Below are 21,037 nucleotides of genomic sequence, written 5' to 3' on the forward strand. Positions count from 1 at the left end.
GTTGCGGACGCGCCGGTCAGCCTACCAGATCAGCACCGCGCACAGCAGCGACAACGGCAGCAGCGCAAGGCCGAGATAGAGCCAGGTGCGGTAGCCGCCGGGATCCTTGGGCAGGATGAAGAGGTGGACCGCCAGCCACAGGCACACCGCAATGCCGAGCACCACTCGCACAAGGTCGCCTGGCGTATCCAGCAATGTCCAGTACTGTTCGATCTGGGGACTGGCGACGCGCGCGGTGATGACAATCAAAATGGCAATGAAAATCGTTCGCGACACCAATCCGGCAAACCAGACGGCTCTCGATACATCGGTGTCCGAAGCCTTTTTTCTCGCCGTTGGCACCAGCAACCCGCTCGCAGGAAATTGCAGAGGAATCGACGAAGACAGCGAGAAAATAGCCCTCGCATTCCATCTGGGCAAGCTGGCTGGTCACAGGTCAGGTGAAAGTGACGCACATGGGTGGCGTGCAATCGGCTATCCGGCACTGGAACGGTTCATCTGCCGAGACTGAGCAAGGGCGGCGGCTCGGTCGAGCCGGCGCCGAGCGAGCGCTGCACCATGACCGTGTCGGCCCAGTGGCCGTAGCGATAGGCGATGCCCGGCAACAATCCGACACGAGCAAAGCCGAATTTTTCGTGGATGGCGAGGGAAGCCGCGTTATCGGCATCGATATAGCCGATCATCTGCCGGAAACCGGCGGCGGCGCAGGCGTCGATCAGTTCCTGCAACAATGATCCGCCGATGCCGCGGCCGAGATGCTCATGATGGACGTAGATCGAATGCTTGACCGCGAAGCGGTAAGCCGGACGCTTGCGGAACAGCACCACATAGGCATAGCCGACGACCTCGCCGCCGCGCGTGGCCACCAGATGCGGCAGGCGGTGATTGCGGAAGTTCTTGCGCCGGTCGCGCAAGTCATCGGGTTCGGGCGTGCCGCTGTCCTCGACGCCTTCCTCGATCCCGCGTCTGATATGGCGGCGGTAGATCGCCAACATCGCTCCAATGTCGCTGTCGCGCGATGGCCTGATGATCACGGGTTGCGGCGCCGTTTCAGGCACGGTCTGCTTGTCGGCCTCAAAGCTCATTCGGAAACCACGTAAGTGTGCAAGCGGATGCGGCCGGATGGATCGACCTCTTTGTAGACTCCCTGAATTTCAACTTCGAAACCGGGGAAAATGTTGAAGCATCGCTCGAACATTTTGAGATAGTCGATCATGGGCTGCGCCCGCTCATTCAGCCGCTCGCCCGGAACGATGGTGGCAATGCCCGGCGGGTAGACCACGAAGGGCGTGGTCGCGATCCGGCCGCCGATTTCGTCAATCGGCAGATAATCGACATCGTTGCGCACCAGGCAGCGCGCGGCATCGTGCGGTGACAGCGCGATCTCCGGCAGATGCTCAGGGAGGAACTGCTTGGCCTGCAGGGCGCTGACGTCGGCCTCGCGGAAGAAGCGGTGCATCTCGGCGCAAAGATCGCGCAGGCGCACGCCGGCATAGCGCGCGGCGCGTCGGCGATAGAATTCGGGAATGGCCTCTTCCAGCAGCGCATTGTCATCGTGCAGCTTCTTGAAGGCGACGAGCCCGCTGATCAACGTGCCGGCCTTGCTTGCTTCGACACCCGGCGTCAGCAGGAAGAGCAGGGAATTGAGATCGTTCTTCTCCGCGACGATACGGTTCTCGCGCAGATATTGCGCCACGATCGGAGCGGGAATGCCGTGCTCGGCATAGGCGCCCGTGGCAGGGTCGAAACCCGGCGTCAGCAGCGTCAGCTTGTTTGGGTCGGTCATGGCGAAACCGGCCGCCATGCCCGGGAAGCCATGCCAGCCCGTTTCAGGCGAAAGCTGCCAATAAGAGGGATCGCTGGCGAGCAGGTCGGTGCTGATCGTCTCCCAGGCGACATTGTGCGTGCCGCCTTCGCGTGCGACATCGCGGATCGCGACGCGGTCCGGCACGAAGGGCTCGAAGAACCAGCGCCGCTCGGGCCGCACCTCCTTCTCCTCGAATTCGCGGCGAACGGCCCGGATCTTCTTGCGCAGTTCGATGCCGAGCCGGATGGTGTCGTCCCACAACACCTCGCCGGAGCGTCCCTTCATCATCTGTGCGCCGACATCGAGCGAGGCGAACAGCGGATAGAACGGCGAGGTCGAGGCGTGCTGCATGAAACTCTCGTTGAAGCGGCGGTGCTCGATGCGGCGTTTCTGGCCGCGGATATGACGGTCCTTGACGTGGATCTGCGAGGCCTGCGAGAAGCTCGCGAGCTGTTTGTGGGTCGATTGGGTCGCGATGATCCCCGGCGCGTCCTCGTTGAGGCCCGAAAGACCCATGGCGAAGTGGCCGGCATACAGCGGATGAAACTTCATGAAGCCGGCCCAGGCTTCGTCGAACAGGATGTAATCGCAGAGATGGCCGATGCGCTTGAGGATCAACTCGGCGCTGTGGATCGTGCCGTCATAGGTGCACTGTTCGACGATGGCAACCCGGAACGGGCGCGGCTTGCGCCAGGCTTCCTTGTCCTTGACCAGAGGATGGGTGCGGATGCGCTCGCGCAGAGCGGATTCATCCAGCGCGTCCCAGCGCATCGGGCCGATAAGACCCCAGGCGTTACGGACCGTCGGAATATAGACCGGGATGCCGCCCGCCATCATCAGGGCGCCGTGATGCGCGGCCTTGTGATTGTTGCGGTCGAACAGCACGAGGTCGCCGTCGGTGACGAGCGCGCCCAGCGCCACCTTGTTGGAGGTCGAGGTGCCGTTGAGGACGAAATAGGTCTTCTCCGCGCCAAAGATCTGGGCGGCTTCCTTTTGTGCCCGCAGCGCCGGGCCCTCATGAGTGAGAAGATCGCCAAGCTCGAGCACGGAATTGTCGAGGTCGTCGCGAAAGATTGATTCGCCGAGATGCTCGACGAACACCCGCCCGATCGGGCTGCGGCTGTAAAACACGCCGCCATTGTGACCCGGACAGGTCCAGAGCTGGTTGCCGACCTCCGCATAATCGACCAGCGCGCCGAAGAACGGGGTTTTCAGGGTCTCCGCATATTGCTTCAGGCGGCTGATCAGGTTCTTGGCGATGAATGGCGGCGTTTCCTCGGAGAGGAAGACATAGCCATCGATGAAGTCGAGCACTTCGACCGGGACATCCTCGAACCTTTTGCGGCGGATCAAGAGGATGATGGGGAAGTCGAGGCCGCGGCGACGCATCAGGTTGATCAGCGCCGCGGTCTTGCCCTCCAGCCCTTTCTTGCCCCAATCGACCACCATGCAGCCGATCGCGGCATCCGTCTGCACCGCGATCTCGGCGTCCTCAAGCTTGCGGGCGCGAACGACTTCGAAGCCGGAGCGTTCGATCTCGGTGACGATCTGGTTGAAGCGGAGGCCTTCGAGATCGTCAGCGTCGAATACCGGCGCCGCGAACAGGAAGGTGAAGCGTCTGAAATAGTCCATGGGCTTGCCTATCGAATGCGTGCCACAGAAGCTGTGGCGCACATTCGGTGACAGTTCGATGACGCTTGAGGTTGCCGGTGAGCGAGCGCGTCTGGGCCGGCGCAAAGTGTCCAAAATGGGGCACCTCATCGCCATCAGGCGCAAGCGGGAATAGGAACCGCCGGGTCTGCCGGTGCGTTCAACCGGTCGCGGCAAAAAGCAACAAGCGGTGGAAGCGGAAATGGTTCACGGATGTTTGCCTTTCGGCCGGACTTTTGGGCCGGTATTGGGCGGCACGATCGGGTGCGCGCTCATGCTGATTGGGAATGGCACGCTGGCGCAGCCCGTTGCCGGCTCTTCGGAGGGGCTCTCGGCCTTGACGATGCGGGTTTCGGATCAGACTGTCCGTGCACCCAACAGTTTCGCTGATCTCGCCGAAAAGGTTGAGCCGGCGGTGATTGCCGTCATCTCCAAGGACGCTGCGGGTGACAAGTCGTCGTCGGACCAGCCCTTCCAATTCGATACGCCTGATCGGGCTGATCCGGGACAAACCGATCCAGGACAAGATCCGGGGCAAGACGAGCTTCCTCTGCCGCATATGCCCGATCTGGGCAAGGCGCCGAAGCGAACTCAGTCGATCACGCTGGGATCAGGCTTCTTCATCTCCGCGGATGGCTATGCGGTGACCAACAGCCATGTCGTGGAAAACGGGGATACGGCCGAGGTCCGCACCAATGACGGCAAGACCTACTCGGCGAAGGTCGTGGGAAGGGACGCGTTGAGCGACCTCGCTCTGATCAAGGTCGACGGACGCAAGGATTTCAGCTACGTGAAATTCGCCGCTCAATCGCCGCGCATCGGCGAGTGGGTGCTTACTGTCGGTAATCCCTTCGGGCTCGGAGGCACGGTAACGGCCGGCATCGTCTCGGCGCGCGATCGCAATATCGACGTCGGCGCAGGCGAGGATTTCATCCAGATCGATGCGCCGATCAACAACGGCGATTCCGGCGGTCCAAGCTTTAATGTCGACGGCGACGTCATCGGCGTCAACAGCATGATTTTTTCCCCTTCGGGAGGTTCGGTCGGCGTCGCATTCGCGATCCCCGCCGAAACGGTCAAGCTGGTCATACCTCAGCTCAAGGACAAGGGCACGGTGACGCGCGGATGGATCGGGGCCGAAGTGCAGTCGATTACGCCGGAGATAGCCGATAGTCTCGGCAAGAACGACCTGCGCGGCGCCATCGTCGCGAACGTCAAGCGCAACGGTCCCGCCGCGCAGTCAGGACTGACAAGCGGCGATGTCATCACCTCGGTCAGCGGCCAGGCGATCAAGAACGCGAATGAGTTGACCAAGAAGATTCATGCGGCGGCGCCGGGATCGTCCGTGCAACTCGGCATGCTCAGAGGCGGAAAAGAGAGCTCGGTCAATGTAACTTTGGGGCGGCTGCCGGATCAGTCCACCGTCGGCGCTGCGCAGAAGTGAATGATACTCGCTCGAAGGATGAACGGCCCGCTGGGAGAGCCGGGCCGTTCCTCTTCGAGGCTCGCTTCGCGAGCACCTCAGGGGTGACGGTGAGAGGGGGAGCACGCTTCGATCCGAGACGATTATGTTTTAGTTCGTAAAGTCAGGATCGGCTCGCTCCAGCATCCGCTTAAACGCGGCCCATGCGGCGTCAGGCTTTTCCGGCACTTCGATGCTGTCGTAGAAATTGGCGTATTGCTGCGCGATGTGGCGCGCGACGGCGTCGGAGAGCGGCGCGATCCCAGCGCCTGACGCTGGGATCACGAGCTGCGCGCGGCAGGAGCGCTCCAGATTGTGCATCAGCTTGAAAGGCTTCGGCGACCGAGCGGCCGTAGGTGGGCATGCCATGGTTGCGCAGCATGGCATGGATCGATTATCACATCGGCCATGCTTGGCGCGAAGTGGGCAGGCTCGTGCACGAGACTCCAGTCGGACCGTCCATCACCAGCGAATGAATTGACGCCGGCGCGCACGACACCAGCGCGGCGCGCAACAGGAATCGTTTTTGCACAGGAGCAATCGCGTGAAGGCAGTCTACACTGAACGGCATCGCAGCCATGATCCGCAATTCTTTCTGGTGCGTGGCGTGGTGAAGCGAACCACCGAGCAGCCCGAGCGCGCCGACAGGCTCCTTGCGGGCCTGAAGGCGGGCAAGCACCAGCTCATCGAGCCTGTTGCGTTCGGGCAGGGGCCGCGCCTGCGGGTGCACAGTCCGGAATATCTGAATTTTCTCGCTGAGGCCTGGGAGGCTTGGTCTGCGCTCGGCGATGCGGGCCCCGAGATGATCGCCAACATGCATCCCGTCCGCAACGCCGCCACGTACCCCACCCACATCGTCGGCCGGCTCGGCTGGCACACGGTCGACACGGCCTGTCCGATAGGCCCGGGCACCTGGGCCGGCGCCTGCGCCGCCAGCGATGTCGCAGCGACGGCGGCGCAAATGCTCATGGACGGCGAAGATGCGGCCTACGCGCTCTGTCGTCCACCTGGCCATCACGCCTATCGCGATCTCGCCGGCGGCTTCTGTTTCCTCAATAACAGCGCCATCGCAACGGCGCATCTGCGGCAGAAACATGAGCGCGTGGCGATCCTCGATGTCGATGTGCATCATGGCAACGGCACCCAAGGCATTTTCTACGAGCGCTCGGACGTGCTCACCGTTTCGATCCATGCCGATCCGACCGCGTTCTATCCTTTCGTCTGGGGCTTTGCGCATGAGCGCGGCGCAGGCGCAGGGCTTGGTGCCAACCTCAACATCCCCCTGGCGATCGGCACCAGGGACGACGGCTATCTGCAGGCGCTCGACGTCGCAGCCAAGGCGATCAGGAACTTCGCGCCGGGCGCATTGGTGATCGCGCTCGGGCTGGACGCCTCCGAGCACGATCCGCTGGCCGGCCTTGCGGTGACCACCGAAGGGTTCCGCCGCATCGGCGCCGCGATCGCGCGGATGGGGCTGCCGACGGTGTTCGTCCAGGAAGGAGGGTATCTCTCGGACATTCTCGGCGCCAATCTCACCGCGGTGCTCGGTGGATTCGAAGCGGCGCGCTAGGCGCGGTCGTCCTCAACGGTCTCCCCGACGAGAATTTTTCAAGCTGCGGATTATCGATGGCATGACAGCTTCGAGCGGCGAACGCTCGAAGCCGACAGAGCATACGGAGCGTCGTCTCACTCTTTCGCGCGATATTGCTGCGGCATCACGAGCACCTCGTCGGCGCGGCCATAGCCGCCGTCCGGCACCTCTTCGATCAGCACCATCGTGTGCGGCCGCGCGACCTCGCTGAAATAGTCGACGAACATCGCGGTGATGCGATGCACGATCTCCTCCTTCTGAGCCTTGGTCAGTGCCGCTTGGGGGACCTTGATGTTGGCAAATGGCATGATGATGCTCCTCGTGATGTGCCGCAGCAGGCGGTGGAATGAAGAAGATCGGAACGGCCGGTCCGCTCGACCAAGTGTGAACCCGATCGGCGACGCCGTGACGATCTCCCTTTGCGAGGGCAACGTTATCTGGTCGCCCATTCCGGTTAATCTGCCGGAACTTGACATCACCTGTCGGACTAGGCGAACAATCGTGGATGGATCGGTTTGAGGCCATGCGTCTGTTCGTCCGTCTTGTCGAGCGGCGCAGCTTTACGCTGGCGGCCACCGACCTCGGTCTGCCGCGGTCGACAGCCAGCGAAGTCATCAAGAACCTGGAATCCCATCTCGGCGTGCGGCTGCTCGATCGGACCACCCGCCACGTTACGCCGACGCTGGACGGCGACGAGTATTACCGGCGCTCCGCTGCCATTCTGTCCGAGTTGGAGGAAGCGGAAGCCGCGCTGCGCGACGCCCGGCCGCGTGGTCTTTTGCGTATTGATGCGCACCCGTTGCTCACAAGGACTTTTCTGCTGCCCCATCTCCCCGACTTCCTCGCCCGTTACCCGCTGCTCGATCTGCGCATCGGCCAGGGCGATCGTTGGGTGGACCTCGTGCGCGAAGGCATCGATTGCGTGATCCGCGCAGGCGAGCCCGAGGACAGTGGAATGATCCGGCGGCGGCTCGGCAGCATCGAGGAGATCACTGTCGCTAGCCCCGGCTACCTGGCCAGGTTCGGCGTGCCCAACACGCCCGATGAGCTCGACGGGCATCAAATGATCGGATTCATCTCGTCGAGAACAGGCGAGGTGATGCCGCTTGAATTCAGCGAAGGTGGAAGGCTGCGACACGTGGTGCTGCCGAGCCGCGTCACGGTGAACAATTCGGACACGATGGCCGATCTCGCCCGGCTCGGGCTTGGGCTGGTCCAAGCGCCGCGCTATCGCTTCGCGCGGGACCTGGCCGATGGCGCGCTGGTGGAGGTGTTGCCGGAATATCCGCCGTCGCCGACGCCGCTGACAGCGCTTTACCCGCAAAACCGTCAACTAACATTGCGGCTGCGCGTGTTTCTGGACTGGATCGTCGACATCCTCGGCAGCGCCAAGCTTTCCGCTGTTTGACCCAGGGCGGCGCGAGCGCGGAGCTGCACGCCGTCTGAGCCACACTTGCCTCTGCCGCGTAACTCAGAACGGATACCAGCGCAGCGAGGTCATGACGATGTTGTCATCGGTCGAAGGTGCACCGCCGAGGCCGGCAAAGGCCTGGCGCCTGATATATTCGTATTGGGCGCCGGCGGCCACGCGGCCGAAGTCGCCCTTGTAGAGGTTCTGCCAGAAGCCCACCGTCACGTCTTCCAGTCGGCGGTTGTTCGCGATGCAGTTCGTCGGTGTCGTGCCCGCAAACGAACTCGGCGTCGTGATGGTACAGCCGACATTGCTGAAGCCGGGATTGCCATAGCCGAGCAGGGTCGTGCCGGAATTGAAGTACTTCGGCTCGACCTGCTCGAGGCCAGCGTAAGCGTAGACGTCCAGCCCCTCGGTCGGATGACCGATCAGGCCGATCATGGTCTGCAATCCCGTCAGCGGTGTGAGCGAACCGTCGGCTCCGATGGTCACGTCCGGCAACTGGCCGGCGCCGTAACGGCCGATGCCTTGCCCGTACAAGACGCTGCCAGTGAACTCGAGATACTTGGGAATGACCGGCAACAGCACCGAGCCGCCGATACCCCAGCCGAACGCCGACCTGTCGGAGGTCGTGCCCGCCTGTCCGACCGAGCCGGCGATACATGGTCCGAGCGCGCAAGTGAGCGTGCTGTCGTTGAAGAACCGCTGCAGCGCGACGGCTTCGTAGTGACCCCAGCCAGGGTCGAACGCGGCCTTTTCGATGATGTCCGGCGCCTGATCCGTCGTGATCGGCACGGTGCTTAGGAAGCTGCTGCCGGTATTGCTGAAATTGGTGACGACGCCGTTGACGATGCCGCCGCTCGCGAACGTACCGCCGGTGCCGGCGGGCGCGGTGGCCGTCGAGGCGCCGACGATGCTCGCGGGGTTCTCGACCGATATGCCGAACGAAAGCTCCGGCCCAAAGTCCTTCACGAAGCGGATCTGCCAGTTGCGCGTATAGTTGAAGCCGACGACGTAACTCGCATCGATGGTGAGCGGGATGTTCTCCTTGCGCGGGGTGATGCCGGTCTGGTTTTGCGTGAGCAGGCTCCATGACTGGCCCGCAAGGACGTGGAAGCCCCAATCGGCGTCGTCATAGGTGCCATAGGCCTGGCGCAGGCGCGGCGCCCAGCTATTGCTCTGATTGTAGTTCGACGTCGTGCCCACGCCGAGAAAATCCGTCTCGAAATAGCCCGACAGCTTTTGCTGCGGATCGATCGCGCCCTCGATGAGGAGGGAAATTCTGCTCTGTCGCGCCGAACCATGAAACTCGTTCTCGTGATAGAGCGGGGAGAACGGATAAGGGATGCCGGCGAAACTCGATCCCATGTCGGCAGCCTCATTGCGCTGCCGCCAGACCGACTCCGCCGCGATGAAGCCGCCCAGCGTCACCTTGACCTTGTCCGATATCGCGAGCGTCGGAGCCTTGAGGATCGGGCCCTTGTCGGCCGGCGGAGGTGGCGCGGCTCGAGGTGCCGTGGCCTGTGCGGCTTCGACCTTTGCGGTTCTCTGGCGCGTCTGCGCGATTTCGTTTTGAAGCGCCTTGAGCTGCTTCTGCAGCGCCTCCGTCTGACGCTCCAGCCGCTCGATCTTCTCGGCGTCCGACATCGCTTGCGCTGCTGCAACAGATGGAATCGACAGCCAGGCGACGCACAGAGCCGTGGACGCCATTAAATGATACCTGCAATGCATCGTCATCTCCCGCATGAAATCTGCAAAGGAAAAGCGCTTGGCAGTGCCGATTAGAAATGTCGGATCGGACTGTCGGGGCAGCTCGTGAAGACGCGATGACACCGGGGAGACTGGCAGCGATATCGCGGATCGGTGTGACCCAAAGGCCGCAGTTGGGCGCTATCAAAGCTGTGATGCGTGAGCATGGCATCAGCGGAGCTGACGGGCGCGTGATGGTGTTCCGTACGCTGCTCCTCGACGTGGTCAGCGAGGGCTCTGATCTTGAGACAGACAATGGGGTTTTGAAACAGCCGCGTCGCGCTCACTTGCGCGCCATCCGAAGTGCCTTGCCCGACAAGCTAAAGAGCTCAATTGCCATCGCCACCGCCGGCTTGCACGCGTCTTCCGCGCGCAAAACACCATGCGCCAAACGCGAAATTTTCCGAGCGCAATCAAGCTGCTTGGGGCGTTCAAGATCCGCGCGCAAAAATTTTCCGCTTTCCTTTTTTCCGAAATCTGTGACTCTTGTCGCTGTCCCGCCTCGGCAAGAGGGGCGTATCGCGATCGTCACGGACGTGGAGTGCGGGATGCGGTGGACGCGCATGTGCCGACTGACGAGCGGCGGAGGCGCGGACGGCGAAGCCGTGTGGTCCTGGCGCCCCGAGGCTGGCGCTAAGTTTCGCGACGATGCATTCGCATCGCGCAGGCGACGGTGACAACGACGTCTGGCTCACCGAGGAGAGCACGGAGTAAGCCGTAAACCACTGTGCAGGGAATGCCGGCGTGATCTGGCTGAACCTGTGGTCAACGCCCCGCGCACTTCTTTCGCGCGGGGGCCATGGGTGCAGTCGGCACCCGGCATTCCCTGCGCCCTCATTGTTTCAAAGAGGGCGATCGTGAGCCAAAACCGGGGCGCTATTTGTGCCGCGGGAACGCGGGCGCCTGCTCATGTGTTCGCGTGCGATCAGGCCGGAAGTCGGCCTTGGAAGCCGCGCAATGGGAACCTATTTTTGTGCTTCCTGGTTCTTGCTCCAGCCGGCTTCCCGCCCACAAAAGTCAAAGCCATGACCAAAACGCGCCTGCTCATCTCCAGCCTGATCGCCGTAATCCTCGTCGTTCCCCTGATCTCCGCGTTCAGGACGGAAGGGGAGGAAGGGCCGGCCCCGGACCTTGCCCTGCTCGCGGGCGTGATCCAGCTCGTGCGGCACGATTATGTCCACCCTGTCAGTTCGAATGAGCTGACCGAGGATGCGCTGAAGGGAATGTTGAACAAGCTGGATCCGCATTCCGACTACATGGACGAGGAGGAGTTCAAGCAATCTCAGGCGGACACAGCCGGCCGGTTCGGCGGCCTCGGCATGCAGATCTCCGAACAGGACGGGCTGCCCAAGATCATTTCTCCCATTGATGGCACGCCGGCAGCGCATGCCGGCATCGAGCCTGGCGACGAGATCGTGCTGATCGATCACACGACCACGCGCGGCATGGCCTTGCGCAAGGTCGTGACCCTGCTGCGCGGCGAGCCCGGCACGGCCGTGACATTGACCATTCTGCGGGGCAAGCAGGCGCCCTTCGACATCACTTTGACGCGCCAGATCATCCGCGTCGACTCGGTGAAGTCGAAACTCGAGCCGAATGATATCGGCTATATCAGGATCAGCCAGTTCGGCAGCGACACGTCCGATGCGTTCAAGCAGGCGATCACGGATCTCCAGCGCAATGCGAACGGGCACATGAAGGGGCTGGTGATCGACCTGCGTAACGATCCGGGCGGGCTATTGACCGCGGCGGTCGACGTCGCCGGCGATCTGCTGGAGGGCGGAACCGTGGTCAGCATCCGCGGCCGGCGCTCCAGCGAGACCAAGAATTTCGATGCGCCCGCGCATGGCGACATGCTCGCCGGTGTTCCCGTGGTGGTCCTGATCAACGGTGCTTCCGCCTCCGCCTCGGAGATCGTGGCCGGCGCGCTGCAGGACCGCCACCGCGCGGTGGTGATGGGAACGCAGAGCTTCGGCAAGGGCTCGGTGCAGACCATTATTCCGCTCAACGGCAAGGGCGCGGTCCGGCTCACCACCGCGCTCTATTACACACCCTCGGGGCGCTCGATTCAGGACGAAGGGATCGCGCCCGATGTCGTCGCCGAGGCGCCGAAGGATCAGCAGATCAGTGGCGGCGCGCTCGTGCGCGAAAGCGCCTTGCACGGCGCGTTCGCAAATCCGGGCCCGCTGCAGCAGAGCCAGAAGCCCGAGGAGGCGCGCTCGGCGGCGGAGAAGAGCCAGTCCGTCTATTCGGCGCCGATCAAGGTGGAACTGATCGGCAAGCCCGATGATGCCCAGCTCAAGACGGCGCTGTCCTATCTCGACCATGCGGGGGACACGGCGAGCCAGCCGCACTGAGGCCGGAGAAGAATCCTGGCGCGCAAACCACGCATATTGGGAATCGGAAGAGGAGAAATGAGGGGCTCGGAGCATGGATGAGAGGTCGACGCTCCCCGACGTGGAATCCTATTTCAGACATCGGCCAAACTATGAAGTTTATTCTCGGCCAAAGCGTCTATCATGTCGTTGAAACGCAAACGATTTGCGCAGACCCGCTGCTAGCATCCTCGCGAACACGAAAGATGTCGCAAGGAGCGAGCAGCCGGACATGCGGATGATTGGCTTGATCGGTGGAATGAGTTGGGAAAGTACTGCCGTCTACTACAGGCGGCTGAACGAGCAGGTCCGCAGTCGTCTGGGAGGTCTTCATTCCGCTGAAATCCTGATGCGGTCAGTCGACTTCGAGGCCATCGTCAATCTGCAAAAGCAGGGGCGTTGGGACGAGGCGGGCGAAATTCTTGCCAAGATTGCGCGCGATCTGGAAGACGGCGGTGCGGACTGCCTGCTGATCTGCACCAATACGATGCACAAATTGGCCGACGACGTGCAGCAGGCGGTCTCGATCCCGCTGCTCCACATCGCCGACATCACGGCAGCCGCGATCAAGGCGGCCGGGTGCGATCAGCCTCTGCTGCTGGCCACGCGCTACACGATGGAGCACGCCTTCTATGTGCAGCGCCTGCGCGATCACTTTGCGCTGGATCCGATTGTTCCTGATGACGATGACCGTGCCGTCGTACACGACATCATCTTCGACGAGCTATGTCAGGGCATCGTCAGCGATCGTTCGCGCGCGCTCTATCTCGACGTTATCGCACGCGGCAAGTCGCGCGGCGCCGACAGCGTGATCCTCGGCTGCACGGAGATCTGCCTGTTGGTCGGCCCCGAGCACATCGACCTGCCGGTCTTCGACTCCACCGCTTTGCACGTCGATGCTGCGATCGAATTCTCCATGACCAAACAGACGCCGCATCCGCGCGCAGCGCAAAGCGTCGCGTCGTAAAATGGCATTGATCTTGCTACGTAAACGGACGCAACGCGCGGGTTTGTGACGACATGAGTGACTTGCCTCCAACGATCGATCCAGTGCGGCCGGTGCTCGATCACGCCGTCATCAACGTGATGGACGGGCTGGATGAGGCCGCCGCGCAATATGAACGGCTCGGTTTTCATCTCACCGAACGCGGTCATCACTCGCTCGGCTCGAGCAATCATCTGGCGATTTTCGGCGAGAATTATCTCGAGCTGCTCGGCTATCTGCCCGGCCGTGAAACCAGCCGCGCCGATCTGTGGAAGCATCCGCCCGGTCTGTCCGCACTGGTGTTCAAGTCGGTCGACCCGGATGCCGTCTTCGCTGCGTTAAGAAGCCGCGGGGTCCCGGCCGAACAGCCGTTGAGCTTCTCGCGTCCCGTGCCGCTTGCCACGGGGGCGGAGGATGCGCGCTTCCGCGTGGTGCGGGTGAGTGCGGAGCAGGTGCAGAACGGTCGCACCTTCTTCTGCCATCATGACACGCCGCAGCTCGTCTATCGCCCGGAATGGCGTGCGCATCCCAATGGTGCTCTGGATATTGTCGAATTCGTCATCGCCTCCACTGCGCCGCAGCGGACCGCTGCGCTTTACGAGCGGATGTTCGGCGCGCCTCTGCTCATATCTCGCTCCGGCGGCGTCGCCTTCCGAGCCGGCGTGGCGACCGTGCTGGTGCTGGAGCCGTCAGCGGTCGCCGAGCGCTACGCAAGCGCGGCTGTCGTGAGCGAGGACGGATCGGACCGGATGGTTGCGCTGACCTTCAAGGTGGCTTCGCTGGATCAGCCGCGCGCGCTGTTCGACGTCGCGGGCGTGAGCTACCGCCCATACGCCGATGGCATCGTCGTGGGGCATGCGGACGCCGCCAATGTCGCGCTGGGGTTCACCGCGCGATGAGGAGCGATTTCACAACCGGCTTTGCTTCAGCGCTCCCGAGCTGGCGCAAGTGCGGCTCGTTGCGAGCGATGTCGAGACTTCAACGGGTGATCGACGGGCGGGCGCGAAACTCGCTCGTCGTGGTCGCCGAACAACGGAGCTGAGCAGGAACATGAGAGCCGTAGTGCTTCGCGAGCATGGCGACAACGACAAACTGGAATTCGTCGCCGATTATCCGACGCCGAGGGCCGGCGAGGGCGATGTCATTGTGCGGGTCAAGGCCTCCTCGATCAATTACCATGACGTGTTTACCCGTCGCGGCATGCCGGGAATCAAGGTGCCATTGCCGGTCATCATTGGCTTGGACGTGGTGGGCGAGATCGCCGAACTCGGCGCCGGCGTGACCGGTTGGAAGCTGGGCGATCGCGTACTGATCGATCCGGTCAACCGCGTCGAGGGCGGCTTGATGGGCGAGACCCAGGACGGCGGGCTCGCCGAATACTGCCGCGCCAAGGCGCATCAACTGGTCAAGATTCCCGATAATGTCAGCTTCGAGCAGGCGGCCGCGCTGCCGGTGGCTTACGGCACCGCGATCCGCATGATGAACACCATCGGCAAGATCAGGCCCGGCGAAAAGGTCTTGATCCTGGGCGCGAGCGGCGGTGTCGGCGTTTGCTGCGTCCAGCTTGCCAAGCTCGCCGGTGCCTATGTCATTGCCTGCGCGGGCAGCGAGGAGAAGGGGCGGCGGCTCACCGAGCTCGGGGCCGACGAGATCATTCTCTACACCGAAACTGATTTCATGAAGGCCGTATTCGAGCGGCATGGCAAGCCGCATCGCCGGCGCTTTGTCCAGGGCGGCGGCGTCGATGTCGTGGTCAATTTCACGGGCGGCGATACCTGGGTGAAGTCGCTGCGCTGCCTGAAGCTCGGCGGCCGGCTTTTGACCTGCGGCGCCACGGCAGGCTTCGCCCCGACCGAGGATATCCGCTTCATCTGGACGTTCGAATTGCAGATTCTCGGCTCCAACGGCTGGGAACGTGAGGACATCGAGAAGCTCTTCGATCTCGTGCAGAGCGGCAAGCTGAAGGTGCTGATCGACAAAAGCTACCCGCTCGAACAGGCCAAGGAGGCGGTGCGCGTGATCGAGGATCGCGCGGTGTTCGGCAAGGTCGTGGTGACTCCATGAGCAAGCCGCAAGTTGTCGCGCTGAGCGCGGCCGATATCCAGAAGATGCTGGATGCATCGCCGTTCAACCTATTCCTCGGCCTCACTGTTGTGAGCGCCGATTCGGTCAAGCAGGAGGTCACCATGCGCTCGGCGATGCGGCCCGAATTCGAGCGCCGCCCCGGTTCGAAGCAATGGCATGGCGGCGTCATCGCCTCGCTGATCGATACCGCTGGCGACTTCGCTGTCGGCATGATGGTCGGCAGGGGGCTTCCGACCGTTAATTTCCGTGTCGATTATTTGCGACCCGCGATCGATACCGCGTTGATCGCCGTGGCGCGGGTGCGCCGCGCGGGGAAAAGCGTCGGCGTCGCCGATGTCGACGTGTTCGACGAAAAGGGATCATTGCTGGCGGTTGGAAGAGGCACCTATTCGACGTTGGAGTCCTGATAACGACATTGGGGATGGACGACGCCACGACGAGGAACCGGTTCAAACAATCAAGAGGTAAGGCGATGAGCAGGTTTTCGCGACGTGACTTTCTGATGACGACGGCAGGCGCCGCGCTTGCTTCCCGCTTGTCCGGCCCCGCTTTCGCCGCGACCGAGGCGCCGAAGCGCGGCGGTACGCTGCTTGCGACCTGGGGCGGCTTCGAGCCGCAATCCCTGTTCGTGCCGCCCGGCGGCGGCTCGAGCCCGTATTTCACCTCGACCAAGGTGATCGAGCGCCTCGTCCGGCTTACGGTCGACCTGAAATTCGAGCCGGTCCTGGCCGTCGATATCAAGCCTGCGGAGGATTTCCGCAGCTACCTCATCAAGCTCCGCGAAGGGGTCACCTGGCATGACGGCCAGCCTTTCACGGCGGATGACGTCGTCTTCAACGTGCTTGAATATTGGAAGCCGATCTCGGCCGGGGTCTCGCTGGATGCGCTGGACAGTGCGGAAGCCGTCGATCCCCTGACTGTACTCTTGAAGTTCAAGGCGCCCGTGCCGGAATTCTTCCTGAAGTCGGTGCTTGCCGGCAAGTCGGGTCTCGTCATCCCCAAGCATATCTACGCCGGCAGCAACATCATTACCAATCCGATCAACAACACGCCGATCGGCACCGGACCCTTCAAGGTCAAGGAATGGGTGCGCGGCAGCCATGTCGAATATCTGCGCAACGAGAAATATTGGAATCCGTCGTTGCCGTATCTCGATCGCCTGGTGATCCGCTGGTGGCAGGATCCGGCATCGCGTTCGGCGGCGTTCGAGGCGAACCAGCTCGATATTGGCGTCTTTAATCCCGTTCCGATGCCGGATGTTCCGCGGCTCACCTCAGGTGGCAAGTTCATCGCGGAGACCAAGGGCTACTCGAATTCGGCCTGGATCACGACCATCGAATTCAACCAACGCCGCGACATCTTCAAAAAGCGGGAAGTGCGGCAGGCATTGATGCAGGCGATCGATCGCCAGTTCATCTCGGACACGATCTTCTTTGGCCGAGCCCATCCCTCGATCGGCGCTATTCCTTCTTCGAACGCGATCTTCTTCACTAAGGACGTCCAGGACTACCCGTTCGATCCCAAGAAGGCCGCGAAGATGCTCGATGGCGCCGGCTATCCGGTGAAAAGCGGCTCGCGCTTCGGCCTCAACCTCGTTTCGGCGGGATGGTTCGAGGAGAACGTCAAGATTGGCCAATATCTCAAGCAGGCGTTCGAGGACATCGACATCACGGTCGACCTCGCGGTGCCGGATCGCGCCACCTCGCTCAAGCGCATCTACAGCGACTACGACTATGACGTCGCGGTCTCCAACAATTCCGGCAGCATCGAGCTGATTCCAAGCACGACGCAATACTACACCACGGACGGCATCGTGAAGGGCGCTGCCTTCCGCAACGCCACCGGCTATTCCAATCCCAAACTCGACGAGATCGTCGCGAAAATGGCGGTGGAAACCGACGAGCCGAAACGCATCGCGCTGGGGAAGGATTTTGACCGCCTTGTCGCGCTCGAGGCACCCTTGCTGCCGATGGTCGATCTGGAGCCGGTGACGATCGCCCGCTCCGATGTTCGCAACCACTCCACTACCGCCGACTTCATGGGAGAGAGCTGGGCGGAGCTCTGGCTGGACCGCTAGGGAAGGGAGGTCGTCTTGCGCCGCATCGTCCTTCGCCGATTGGCTCAGATCATTCCGCTGGTCCTTGCGGTGATCGTGCTCAATTTCGTGCTGATCCATCTCGCTCCGGGCAGTCTGTTCGACGTCATGACATCCGAGCAGCAGATCACGGACCCGGCGATGCTGGATCAATTGCGTCACACCTACGGGGTGGATCAGCCGACCGGGGTGCAGCTTGCCAAGTACATCTGGTCGGTGATGCGGCTCGATCTCGGCTTTTCCTATCGCCAGAACGCGCCGGTGCTCGACGTGATCATGGATCAACTGCCGGCCACGTTGATACTGATGCTCGCGGCGATCGCCGTGGCGCTGGTGATCGGCATGACGGCCGGCGTGCTGGCGTCGGTCCGGGTCAATACGATCTGGGACAATTTGATCTCGCTTGCGGCAGTCTTCTTCTTCGCCGCGCCGAGCTTCTGGCTCGGCATCATGATGGTGGTGCTGTTTTCCGTCAAACTCGGCTGGTTTCCGGTCGGAGGCATGCGCACGATCGGCGTTAACAACGGTGTGATCGGTGACGCGCTGGACGTAATGCATCATCTCGTGCTGCCCGCGACCGCGCTCGGCTTGTTCTACGCCGCGACCTATGCGCGGGTGATGCGGGCCTCCATGCTTGAGGTATTCCGGCTCGATTTCGTGCGCACCGCCCGCGCCAAGGGCTTGTCGCGGGCGCGGGTTGTCCTCGTGCACGTCATGCGCAACGCGCTGCTGCCGATCGTCACGCTGCTTGGGCTGCAGCTCGGCACCATACTCGGCGGCAGCGTGGTCATCGAGTCCGTCTTTAGCTGGCCGGGCATTGGAAGCCTGTTGTTCGACAGCGTCATGAGCCGCAACTTCCCGATGGTCCTGGGAGTGCTTGTTCTCGGTTCGCTGCTGGTCGCCGTCGCCAACGCCGCGGTCGATTTGGCTTACCTGCGGCTCGATCCGCGCATCAGGGCGAGATAAGCGATGTTGCCGCGCACCATCGACTTTGCCCGGCGCTTCGCCCGCAACCGCGCGGCCGTGGTCGGTCTTCTCCTGGTGATCCTCGTGATTGGCATCGCGTTGGCCGCACCATGGATCTATCCGCGCAATCCCCTGCGGATCGTCGGCCGTCCCGAGATCTGGCCCTTCGTCAACTCACGCTTTCCCTTGGGTACGGATTCGCTCGGCCGGGACATCGCGGCGATGATCGCTTACGGCGCGCGCACCACGCTTCTGATCGGCCTTTGCGCCAGCATCACGGCGACGCTGATCGGCATCACCGTCGGGGCGGCCGCCGCCTATTTCGGCGGATGGATTGATGAGATGCTGATGCGCTTCACCGAGTTGTTTCAGACCATCCCCAATCTGATCTTCGTGCTGACCATCGTCGCGATTCTCGGCCAGAAACTCGAATATGTGACGATTGCGGTTGGCGTCGTCACGTGGACGCCGATCGCGCGGCTGACGCGCGCGGAGTTCCTGTCGCTGCGTGATCGCGAATTTGTCCAGGCCTGCCGCGCCATGGGGATGAGCAATCTCCGCATCATGTTCGGCGAAATCCTTCCCAATGCCTTGCCGCCGGTGATCGTGCTGTCGTCGCTGGTGATTGCCGGCGCCGTGTTGTTCGAATCTGCGGTCTCCTTTCTCGGTCTCGGCGACCCCAACGTGTCGAGCTGGGGCCGGCTGATTGGCGACGGCCGGACCCTGATCCGCACCTCCTGGTACATCTGCGCGGTGCCTGGGCTTGCGATCATGCTCACCGTCCTGGCACTCAACCTGGTCGGCGACGGTCTCAATGATGCGCTCAACCCCAAGCTCAGGGATCGCTGAGATGGTGGTGAGCATGTCGAAGCGGCCCGTGATCCTCGACATCGATAGCCTTCGGGTGTCCCTGTTCACGCGCCGCGGCGTGTTGCCCGCGGTCGATGGGCTGTCGCTCACGGTTGCAGCCGGCGAGACGGTCGCGATCGTCGGTGAATCCGGCTGTGGCAAGTCGCTCACGGCGTTGGCCGTGATGCGCTTATTGCCCGATCCGCCAGCCAGAGTCGTCGGTGGCGCCGTACGCTTTATGGGACGTGACCTTGCCGCTCTATCCGAGCGCGAGATGCAGCGCGTGCGCGGCAAGGACATCTCGATGGTCTTCCAGGATCCGATGACCTCGCTCAATCCGGTCGCGACCGTCGGCGATCAGCTCATCGAGGCGATCCGCTGGCACGACAAGGTCTCGCGTCAGGAGGCACGCACGCGTGCGGTGGAACTGCTGCGGCGGGTGCGCATTCCCGACGCCGAGCGGCGGCTGAACGATTTCCCGCATCAGATGTCGGGCGGAATGAGTCAGCGGGTGATGATCGCGATGGCGATCGCCTGCGGGCCCAAGCTCCTGATTGCGGACGAACCCACGACGGCCCTCGACGTCACCATCCAGGCGCAGATCCTCGAGCTGATGAAGGAGTTGCAGGCCAATTCAGGTATGGGGCTGATCATCATCACCCATGATCTTGGCGTCGTCGCCGAGACGGCCGACCGCGTCGTGGTGATGTATGCTGGCCGTAAGGTTGAGGACGCGCCGGTCGAAGCATTGTTCGAGCGGCCGCTGCACCGCTACACCCGCGGCCTGCTTGGAGCCACGCCATCGGCGAATCGGCGGCGTGGCAACAGATTGGCCGAAATAGCCGGCAGCGTTCCGGCCCTTTCGGAGCTGCCGCGCGGCTGCACTTTCCAGAACCGCTGCGCTGATGCGTCCGATCGCTGCCGCGCGGAGAAGCCTGCCTTGACGCCGTTGCTGCCGGGCCGAACGGCGGCCTGTTTCGCTGCCGAAGAGGAGTTGTCGCGACATGGCATTGCTGTCGGTCCTTAGCCTGTGCGTCCAGTACCAAACCGCGCAGGGCACTGTGCGCGCGGTCGATGATGTCAGCCTGGAACTGGAGGCCGGAGAGACGGTCGGGCTCGTCGGCGAGTCCGGATGCGGCAAGTCGACCTTGGGCAAAGCGATCATGCGGCTTGTGCCGGCGACCGACGGCAAGGTCGTGCTCGACGGCGAGGACATCACCCGCCTGGAAGGCGCGGGGTTGAAGGCGGCGCGCAGGACCATGCAGATGATCTTCCAGGATCCTTACGGCTCGCTCAATCCCCGCCATGACATCGGCACGAGCATCGGCCAGCCGCTCAGCGTTGCCGGATGGTCACGCCACGACATCCGCGAGCGCGTCGCCGAGCTGATCGCGCAGGTTGGCCTGCCGGCGGACGCAGCGCGCCGCTATCCGCATGAGTTCTCGGGCGGTCAGCGCCAACGCGTCGGCATCGCTCGCGCGCTGGCGCTGCGGCCCAAGGTCATCATTTGCGACGAGCCGGTATCAGCGCTGGACGTCTCTGTCCGTGCCCAGGTCATCAACCTGCTGCAGGACCTGCAGGAACGGACGGGCGTAGCCTATCTGTTCATTTCCCACGACCTGTCGGTGGTTGAACACGTCTCCGACCGGCTGATCGTGATGTATCTCGGACGCATCGTTGAAAGCGGTCGCAGCGAGGATATCTGGCAACAGCCGGCCCACCCTTACACGCTCGCGCTGTTGGCTGCCGCACCGGTCGCCGATCCGAAATTGGCGCGCAGCCGCCGGAAGACTGTGCTGCAGGGTGAATTGCCGAGCCCGCTCAATCCGCCGCAAGGCTGCAGTTTTCACGCGCGCTGCCCAATGGCGCAAGAGCGGTGCCGCACGGAACGGCCGATGCTGGGCCAACTCTCCGGTGGGCGGGCGGTGGCGTGCCACTACGACCTGCTCGCGCAGCCTGCCGAGTTGCCGCGCGCGCTCAGCGCGGCGAGATAGATGTTTTGAAGGGGAGCC

At 62.8% G+C, this 21,037-nt stretch carries 20 protein-coding genes; 14 read left to right on the forward strand and 6 right to left on the reverse strand.

Annotated features, from left to right (window positions below; all coding sequences use genetic code 11):
• Positions 1-21: 21 nt before the first annotated feature.
• The gene (locus tag F758_RS0107215; RefSeq protein ID WP_157449893.1) at positions 22-249 is read right to left on the reverse strand and encodes a hypothetical protein; all 228 of its coding nucleotides are present in this window, start codon (positions 247-249) and stop codon (positions 22-24) included.
• A gap of 1 nt (position 250) precedes the next feature.
• Here F758_RS0107215 and F758_RS49330 point away from each other — a divergent pair, with 1 nt between their 5' ends.
• Complete coding sequence (locus F758_RS49330; protein WP_157449894.1) at positions 251-511, forward strand: hypothetical protein; 261 nt, start codon at positions 251-253, stop codon at positions 509-511.
• Here the strand turns inward: F758_RS49330 and F758_RS0107220 are convergent.
• Positions 495-1,085 carry a GNAT family N-acetyltransferase gene (locus F758_RS0107220; protein WP_024507231.1) on the reverse strand — a complete coding sequence of 197 codons (591 nt, stop codon included), beginning with the start codon at positions 1,083-1,085 and terminating at the stop codon, positions 495-497. The two genes, F758_RS49330 and F758_RS0107220, sit on opposite strands and share 17 nt — an antisense overlap.
• The gene (locus F758_RS0107225) at positions 1,082-3,439 is read right to left on the reverse strand and encodes an Orn/Lys/Arg family decarboxylase (RefSeq protein ID WP_024507232.1); all 2,358 of its coding nucleotides are present in this window, start codon (positions 3,437-3,439) and stop codon (positions 1,082-1,084) included. The genes F758_RS0107220 and F758_RS0107225 overlap by 4 nt, the downstream gene beginning before the upstream one ends.
• A 292-nt stretch (positions 3,440-3,731) precedes the next feature.
• Here F758_RS0107225 and F758_RS0107230 point away from each other — a divergent pair, with 292 nt between their 5' ends.
• Positions 3,732-4,901 (forward strand): S1C family serine protease, encoded by a 1,170-nt coding sequence (locus tag F758_RS0107230; protein WP_198026423.1) that lies wholly within the window; start codon positions 3,732-3,734, stop codon positions 4,899-4,901.
• A gap of 129 nt (positions 4,902-5,030) precedes the next feature.
• On the opposite strand, the gene F758_RS0107235 is transcribed toward F758_RS0107230, so the two are convergent.
• Entirely contained in the window at positions 5,031-5,240 is a 210-nt protein-coding gene (locus F758_RS0107235; protein WP_198026424.1) for a class II aldolase/adducin head domain-containing protein, read from the reverse strand.
• A gap of 223 nt (positions 5,241-5,463) precedes the next feature.
• On the opposite strand from F758_RS0107235, the gene F758_RS0107245 reads away from it, so the two are divergent.
• The gene (locus tag F758_RS0107245) at positions 5,464-6,489 is read left to right on the forward strand and encodes a histone deacetylase family protein (RefSeq protein ID WP_024507235.1); all 1,026 of its coding nucleotides are present in this window, start codon (positions 5,464-5,466) and stop codon (positions 6,487-6,489) included.
• A gap of 116 nt (positions 6,490-6,605) precedes the next feature.
• Here F758_RS0107245 and F758_RS0107250 read toward each other — a convergent pair whose 3' ends face one another.
• Positions 6,606-6,818, reverse strand: a complete 213-nt coding sequence (locus tag F758_RS0107250) for a tautomerase family protein (RefSeq protein WP_024507236.1) — start codon at positions 6,816-6,818, stop codon at positions 6,606-6,608.
• Between the two features lie 197 nt (positions 6,819-7,015).
• Here F758_RS0107250 and F758_RS0107255 point away from each other — a divergent pair, with 197 nt between their 5' ends.
• Positions 7,016-7,918, forward strand: coding sequence for a LysR family transcriptional regulator (locus F758_RS0107255; RefSeq protein WP_024507237.1), 903 nt, complete (start codon positions 7,016-7,018; stop codon positions 7,916-7,918).
• Positions 7,919-7,981: 63 nt separating this feature from the next.
• On the opposite strand, the gene F758_RS0107260 is transcribed toward F758_RS0107255, so the two are convergent.
• Complete coding sequence (locus tag F758_RS0107260; protein ID WP_024507238.1) at positions 7,982-9,631, reverse strand: FlxA-like family protein; 1,650 nt, start codon at positions 9,629-9,631, stop codon at positions 7,982-7,984.
• Between the two features lie 1,064 nt (positions 9,632-10,695).
• On the opposite strand from F758_RS0107260, the gene F758_RS0107270 reads away from it, so the two are divergent.
• The 10 genes from F758_RS0107270 to F758_RS0107315 all read left to right on the forward strand — a co-directional run bounded on the left by F758_RS0107270 (position 10,696) and on the right by F758_RS0107315 (position 21,019).
• On the forward strand, positions 10,696-12,027 hold the full coding sequence (locus tag F758_RS0107270) for a S41 family peptidase (RefSeq protein WP_024507240.1): 1,332 nt from the start codon (positions 10,696-10,698) through the stop codon (positions 12,025-12,027).
• A gap of 250 nt (positions 12,028-12,277) precedes the next feature.
• Positions 12,278-13,012, forward strand: a complete 735-nt coding sequence (locus tag F758_RS0107275) for an aspartate/glutamate racemase family protein (RefSeq protein ID WP_024507241.1) — start codon at positions 12,278-12,280, stop codon at positions 13,010-13,012.
• Between the two features lie 53 nt (positions 13,013-13,065).
• Positions 13,066-13,929, forward strand: a complete 864-nt coding sequence (locus F758_RS0107280; RefSeq protein WP_024507242.1) for a VOC family protein — start codon at positions 13,066-13,068, stop codon at positions 13,927-13,929.
• A 151-nt stretch (positions 13,930-14,080) separates the two neighbouring features.
• A complete protein-coding gene (locus tag F758_RS0107285) occupies positions 14,081-15,094 on the forward strand; it encodes a quinone oxidoreductase family protein (protein WP_024507243.1) in 1,014 nt (337 codons plus the stop codon).
• Positions 15,091-15,522, forward strand: coding sequence for a PaaI family thioesterase (locus tag F758_RS0107290; protein WP_024507244.1), 432 nt, complete (start codon positions 15,091-15,093; stop codon positions 15,520-15,522). The genes F758_RS0107285 and F758_RS0107290 overlap by 4 nt, the downstream gene beginning before the upstream one ends.
• A 65-nt stretch (positions 15,523-15,587) precedes the next feature.
• Entirely contained in the window at positions 15,588-17,192 is a 1,605-nt protein-coding gene (locus F758_RS0107295; RefSeq protein ID WP_024507245.1) for an ABC transporter substrate-binding protein, read from the forward strand.
• A 15-nt stretch (positions 17,193-17,207) separates the two neighbouring features.
• Positions 17,208-18,176: an ABC transporter permease gene (locus F758_RS0107300; protein ID WP_024507246.1), complete on the forward strand. Its 969-nt coding sequence runs from the start codon at positions 17,208-17,210 to the stop codon at positions 18,174-18,176.
• A 3-nt stretch (positions 18,177-18,179) separates the two neighbouring features.
• Positions 18,180-19,025, forward strand: coding sequence for an ABC transporter permease (locus F758_RS0107305; RefSeq protein WP_024507247.1), 846 nt, complete (start codon positions 18,180-18,182; stop codon positions 19,023-19,025).
• 13 nt (positions 19,026-19,038) lie between these two features.
• Positions 19,039-20,052 carry an ABC transporter ATP-binding protein gene (locus F758_RS0107310; protein WP_245286430.1) on the forward strand — a complete coding sequence of 338 codons (1,014 nt, stop codon included), beginning with the start codon at positions 19,039-19,041 and terminating at the stop codon, positions 20,050-20,052.
• Entirely contained in the window at positions 20,030-21,019 is a 990-nt protein-coding gene (locus F758_RS0107315; RefSeq protein ID WP_024507249.1) for an ABC transporter ATP-binding protein, read from the forward strand. Before F758_RS0107310 ends, F758_RS0107315 begins: the two co-directional genes overlap by 23 nt.
• The last annotated feature ends 18 nt before the right edge of the window (positions 21,020-21,037 follow it).

Origin of the sequence: Bradyrhizobium sp. ARR65 (assembly GCF_000472385.1) — a bacterium.
In the GTDB taxonomy this organism is placed as follows: domain Bacteria; phylum Pseudomonadota; class Alphaproteobacteria; order Rhizobiales; family Xanthobacteraceae; genus Bradyrhizobium.

Coding starts and splice junctions, on each gene's coding strand:
- F758_RS49330 (WP_157449894.1), top strand. CDS start 251: ATGGCAATGAAAATCGTTCGCGACACCAATCCGGCAAACCAGACGGCT.
- F758_RS0107220 (WP_024507231.1), bottom strand. CDS start 1,085: ATGAGCTTTGAGGCCGACAAGCAGACCGTGCCTGAAACGGCGCCGCAA.
- F758_RS0107225 (WP_024507232.1), bottom strand. CDS start 3,439: ATGGACTATTTCAGACGCTTCACCTTCCTGTTCGCGGCGCCGGTATTC.
- F758_RS0107230 (WP_198026423.1), top strand. CDS start 3,732: ATGCTGATTGGGAATGGCACGCTGGCGCAGCCCGTTGCCGGCTCTTCG.
- F758_RS0107235 (WP_198026424.1), bottom strand. CDS start 5,240: ATGCACAATCTGGAGCGCTCCTGCCGCGCGCAGCTCGTGATCCCAGCG.
- F758_RS0107250 (WP_024507236.1), bottom strand. CDS start 6,818: ATGCCATTTGCCAACATCAAGGTCCCCCAAGCGGCACTGACCAAGGCT.
- F758_RS0107255 (WP_024507237.1), top strand. CDS start 7,016: ATGGATCGGTTTGAGGCCATGCGTCTGTTCGTCCGTCTTGTCGAGCGG.
- F758_RS0107260 (WP_024507238.1), bottom strand. CDS start 9,631: ATGGCGTCCACGGCTCTGTGCGTCGCCTGGCTGTCGATTCCATCTGTT.
- F758_RS0107270 (WP_024507240.1), top strand. CDS start 10,696: ATGACCAAAACGCGCCTGCTCATCTCCAGCCTGATCGCCGTAATCCTC.
- F758_RS0107275 (WP_024507241.1), top strand. CDS start 12,278: ATGCGGATGATTGGCTTGATCGGTGGAATGAGTTGGGAAAGTACTGCC.
- F758_RS0107280 (WP_024507242.1), top strand. CDS start 13,066: ATGAGTGACTTGCCTCCAACGATCGATCCAGTGCGGCCGGTGCTCGAT.
- F758_RS0107285 (WP_024507243.1), top strand. CDS start 14,081: ATGAGAGCCGTAGTGCTTCGCGAGCATGGCGACAACGACAAACTGGAA.
- F758_RS0107290 (WP_024507244.1), top strand. CDS start 15,091: ATGAGCAAGCCGCAAGTTGTCGCGCTGAGCGCGGCCGATATCCAGAAG.
- F758_RS0107295 (WP_024507245.1), top strand. CDS start 15,588: ATGAGCAGGTTTTCGCGACGTGACTTTCTGATGACGACGGCAGGCGCC.
- F758_RS0107305 (WP_024507247.1), top strand. CDS start 18,180: ATGTTGCCGCGCACCATCGACTTTGCCCGGCGCTTCGCCCGCAACCGC.
- F758_RS0107310 (WP_245286430.1), top strand. CDS start 19,039: ATGTCGAAGCGGCCCGTGATCCTCGACATCGATAGCCTTCGGGTGTCC.
- F758_RS0107315 (WP_024507249.1), top strand. CDS start 20,030: ATGGCATTGCTGTCGGTCCTTAGCCTGTGCGTCCAGTACCAAACCGCG.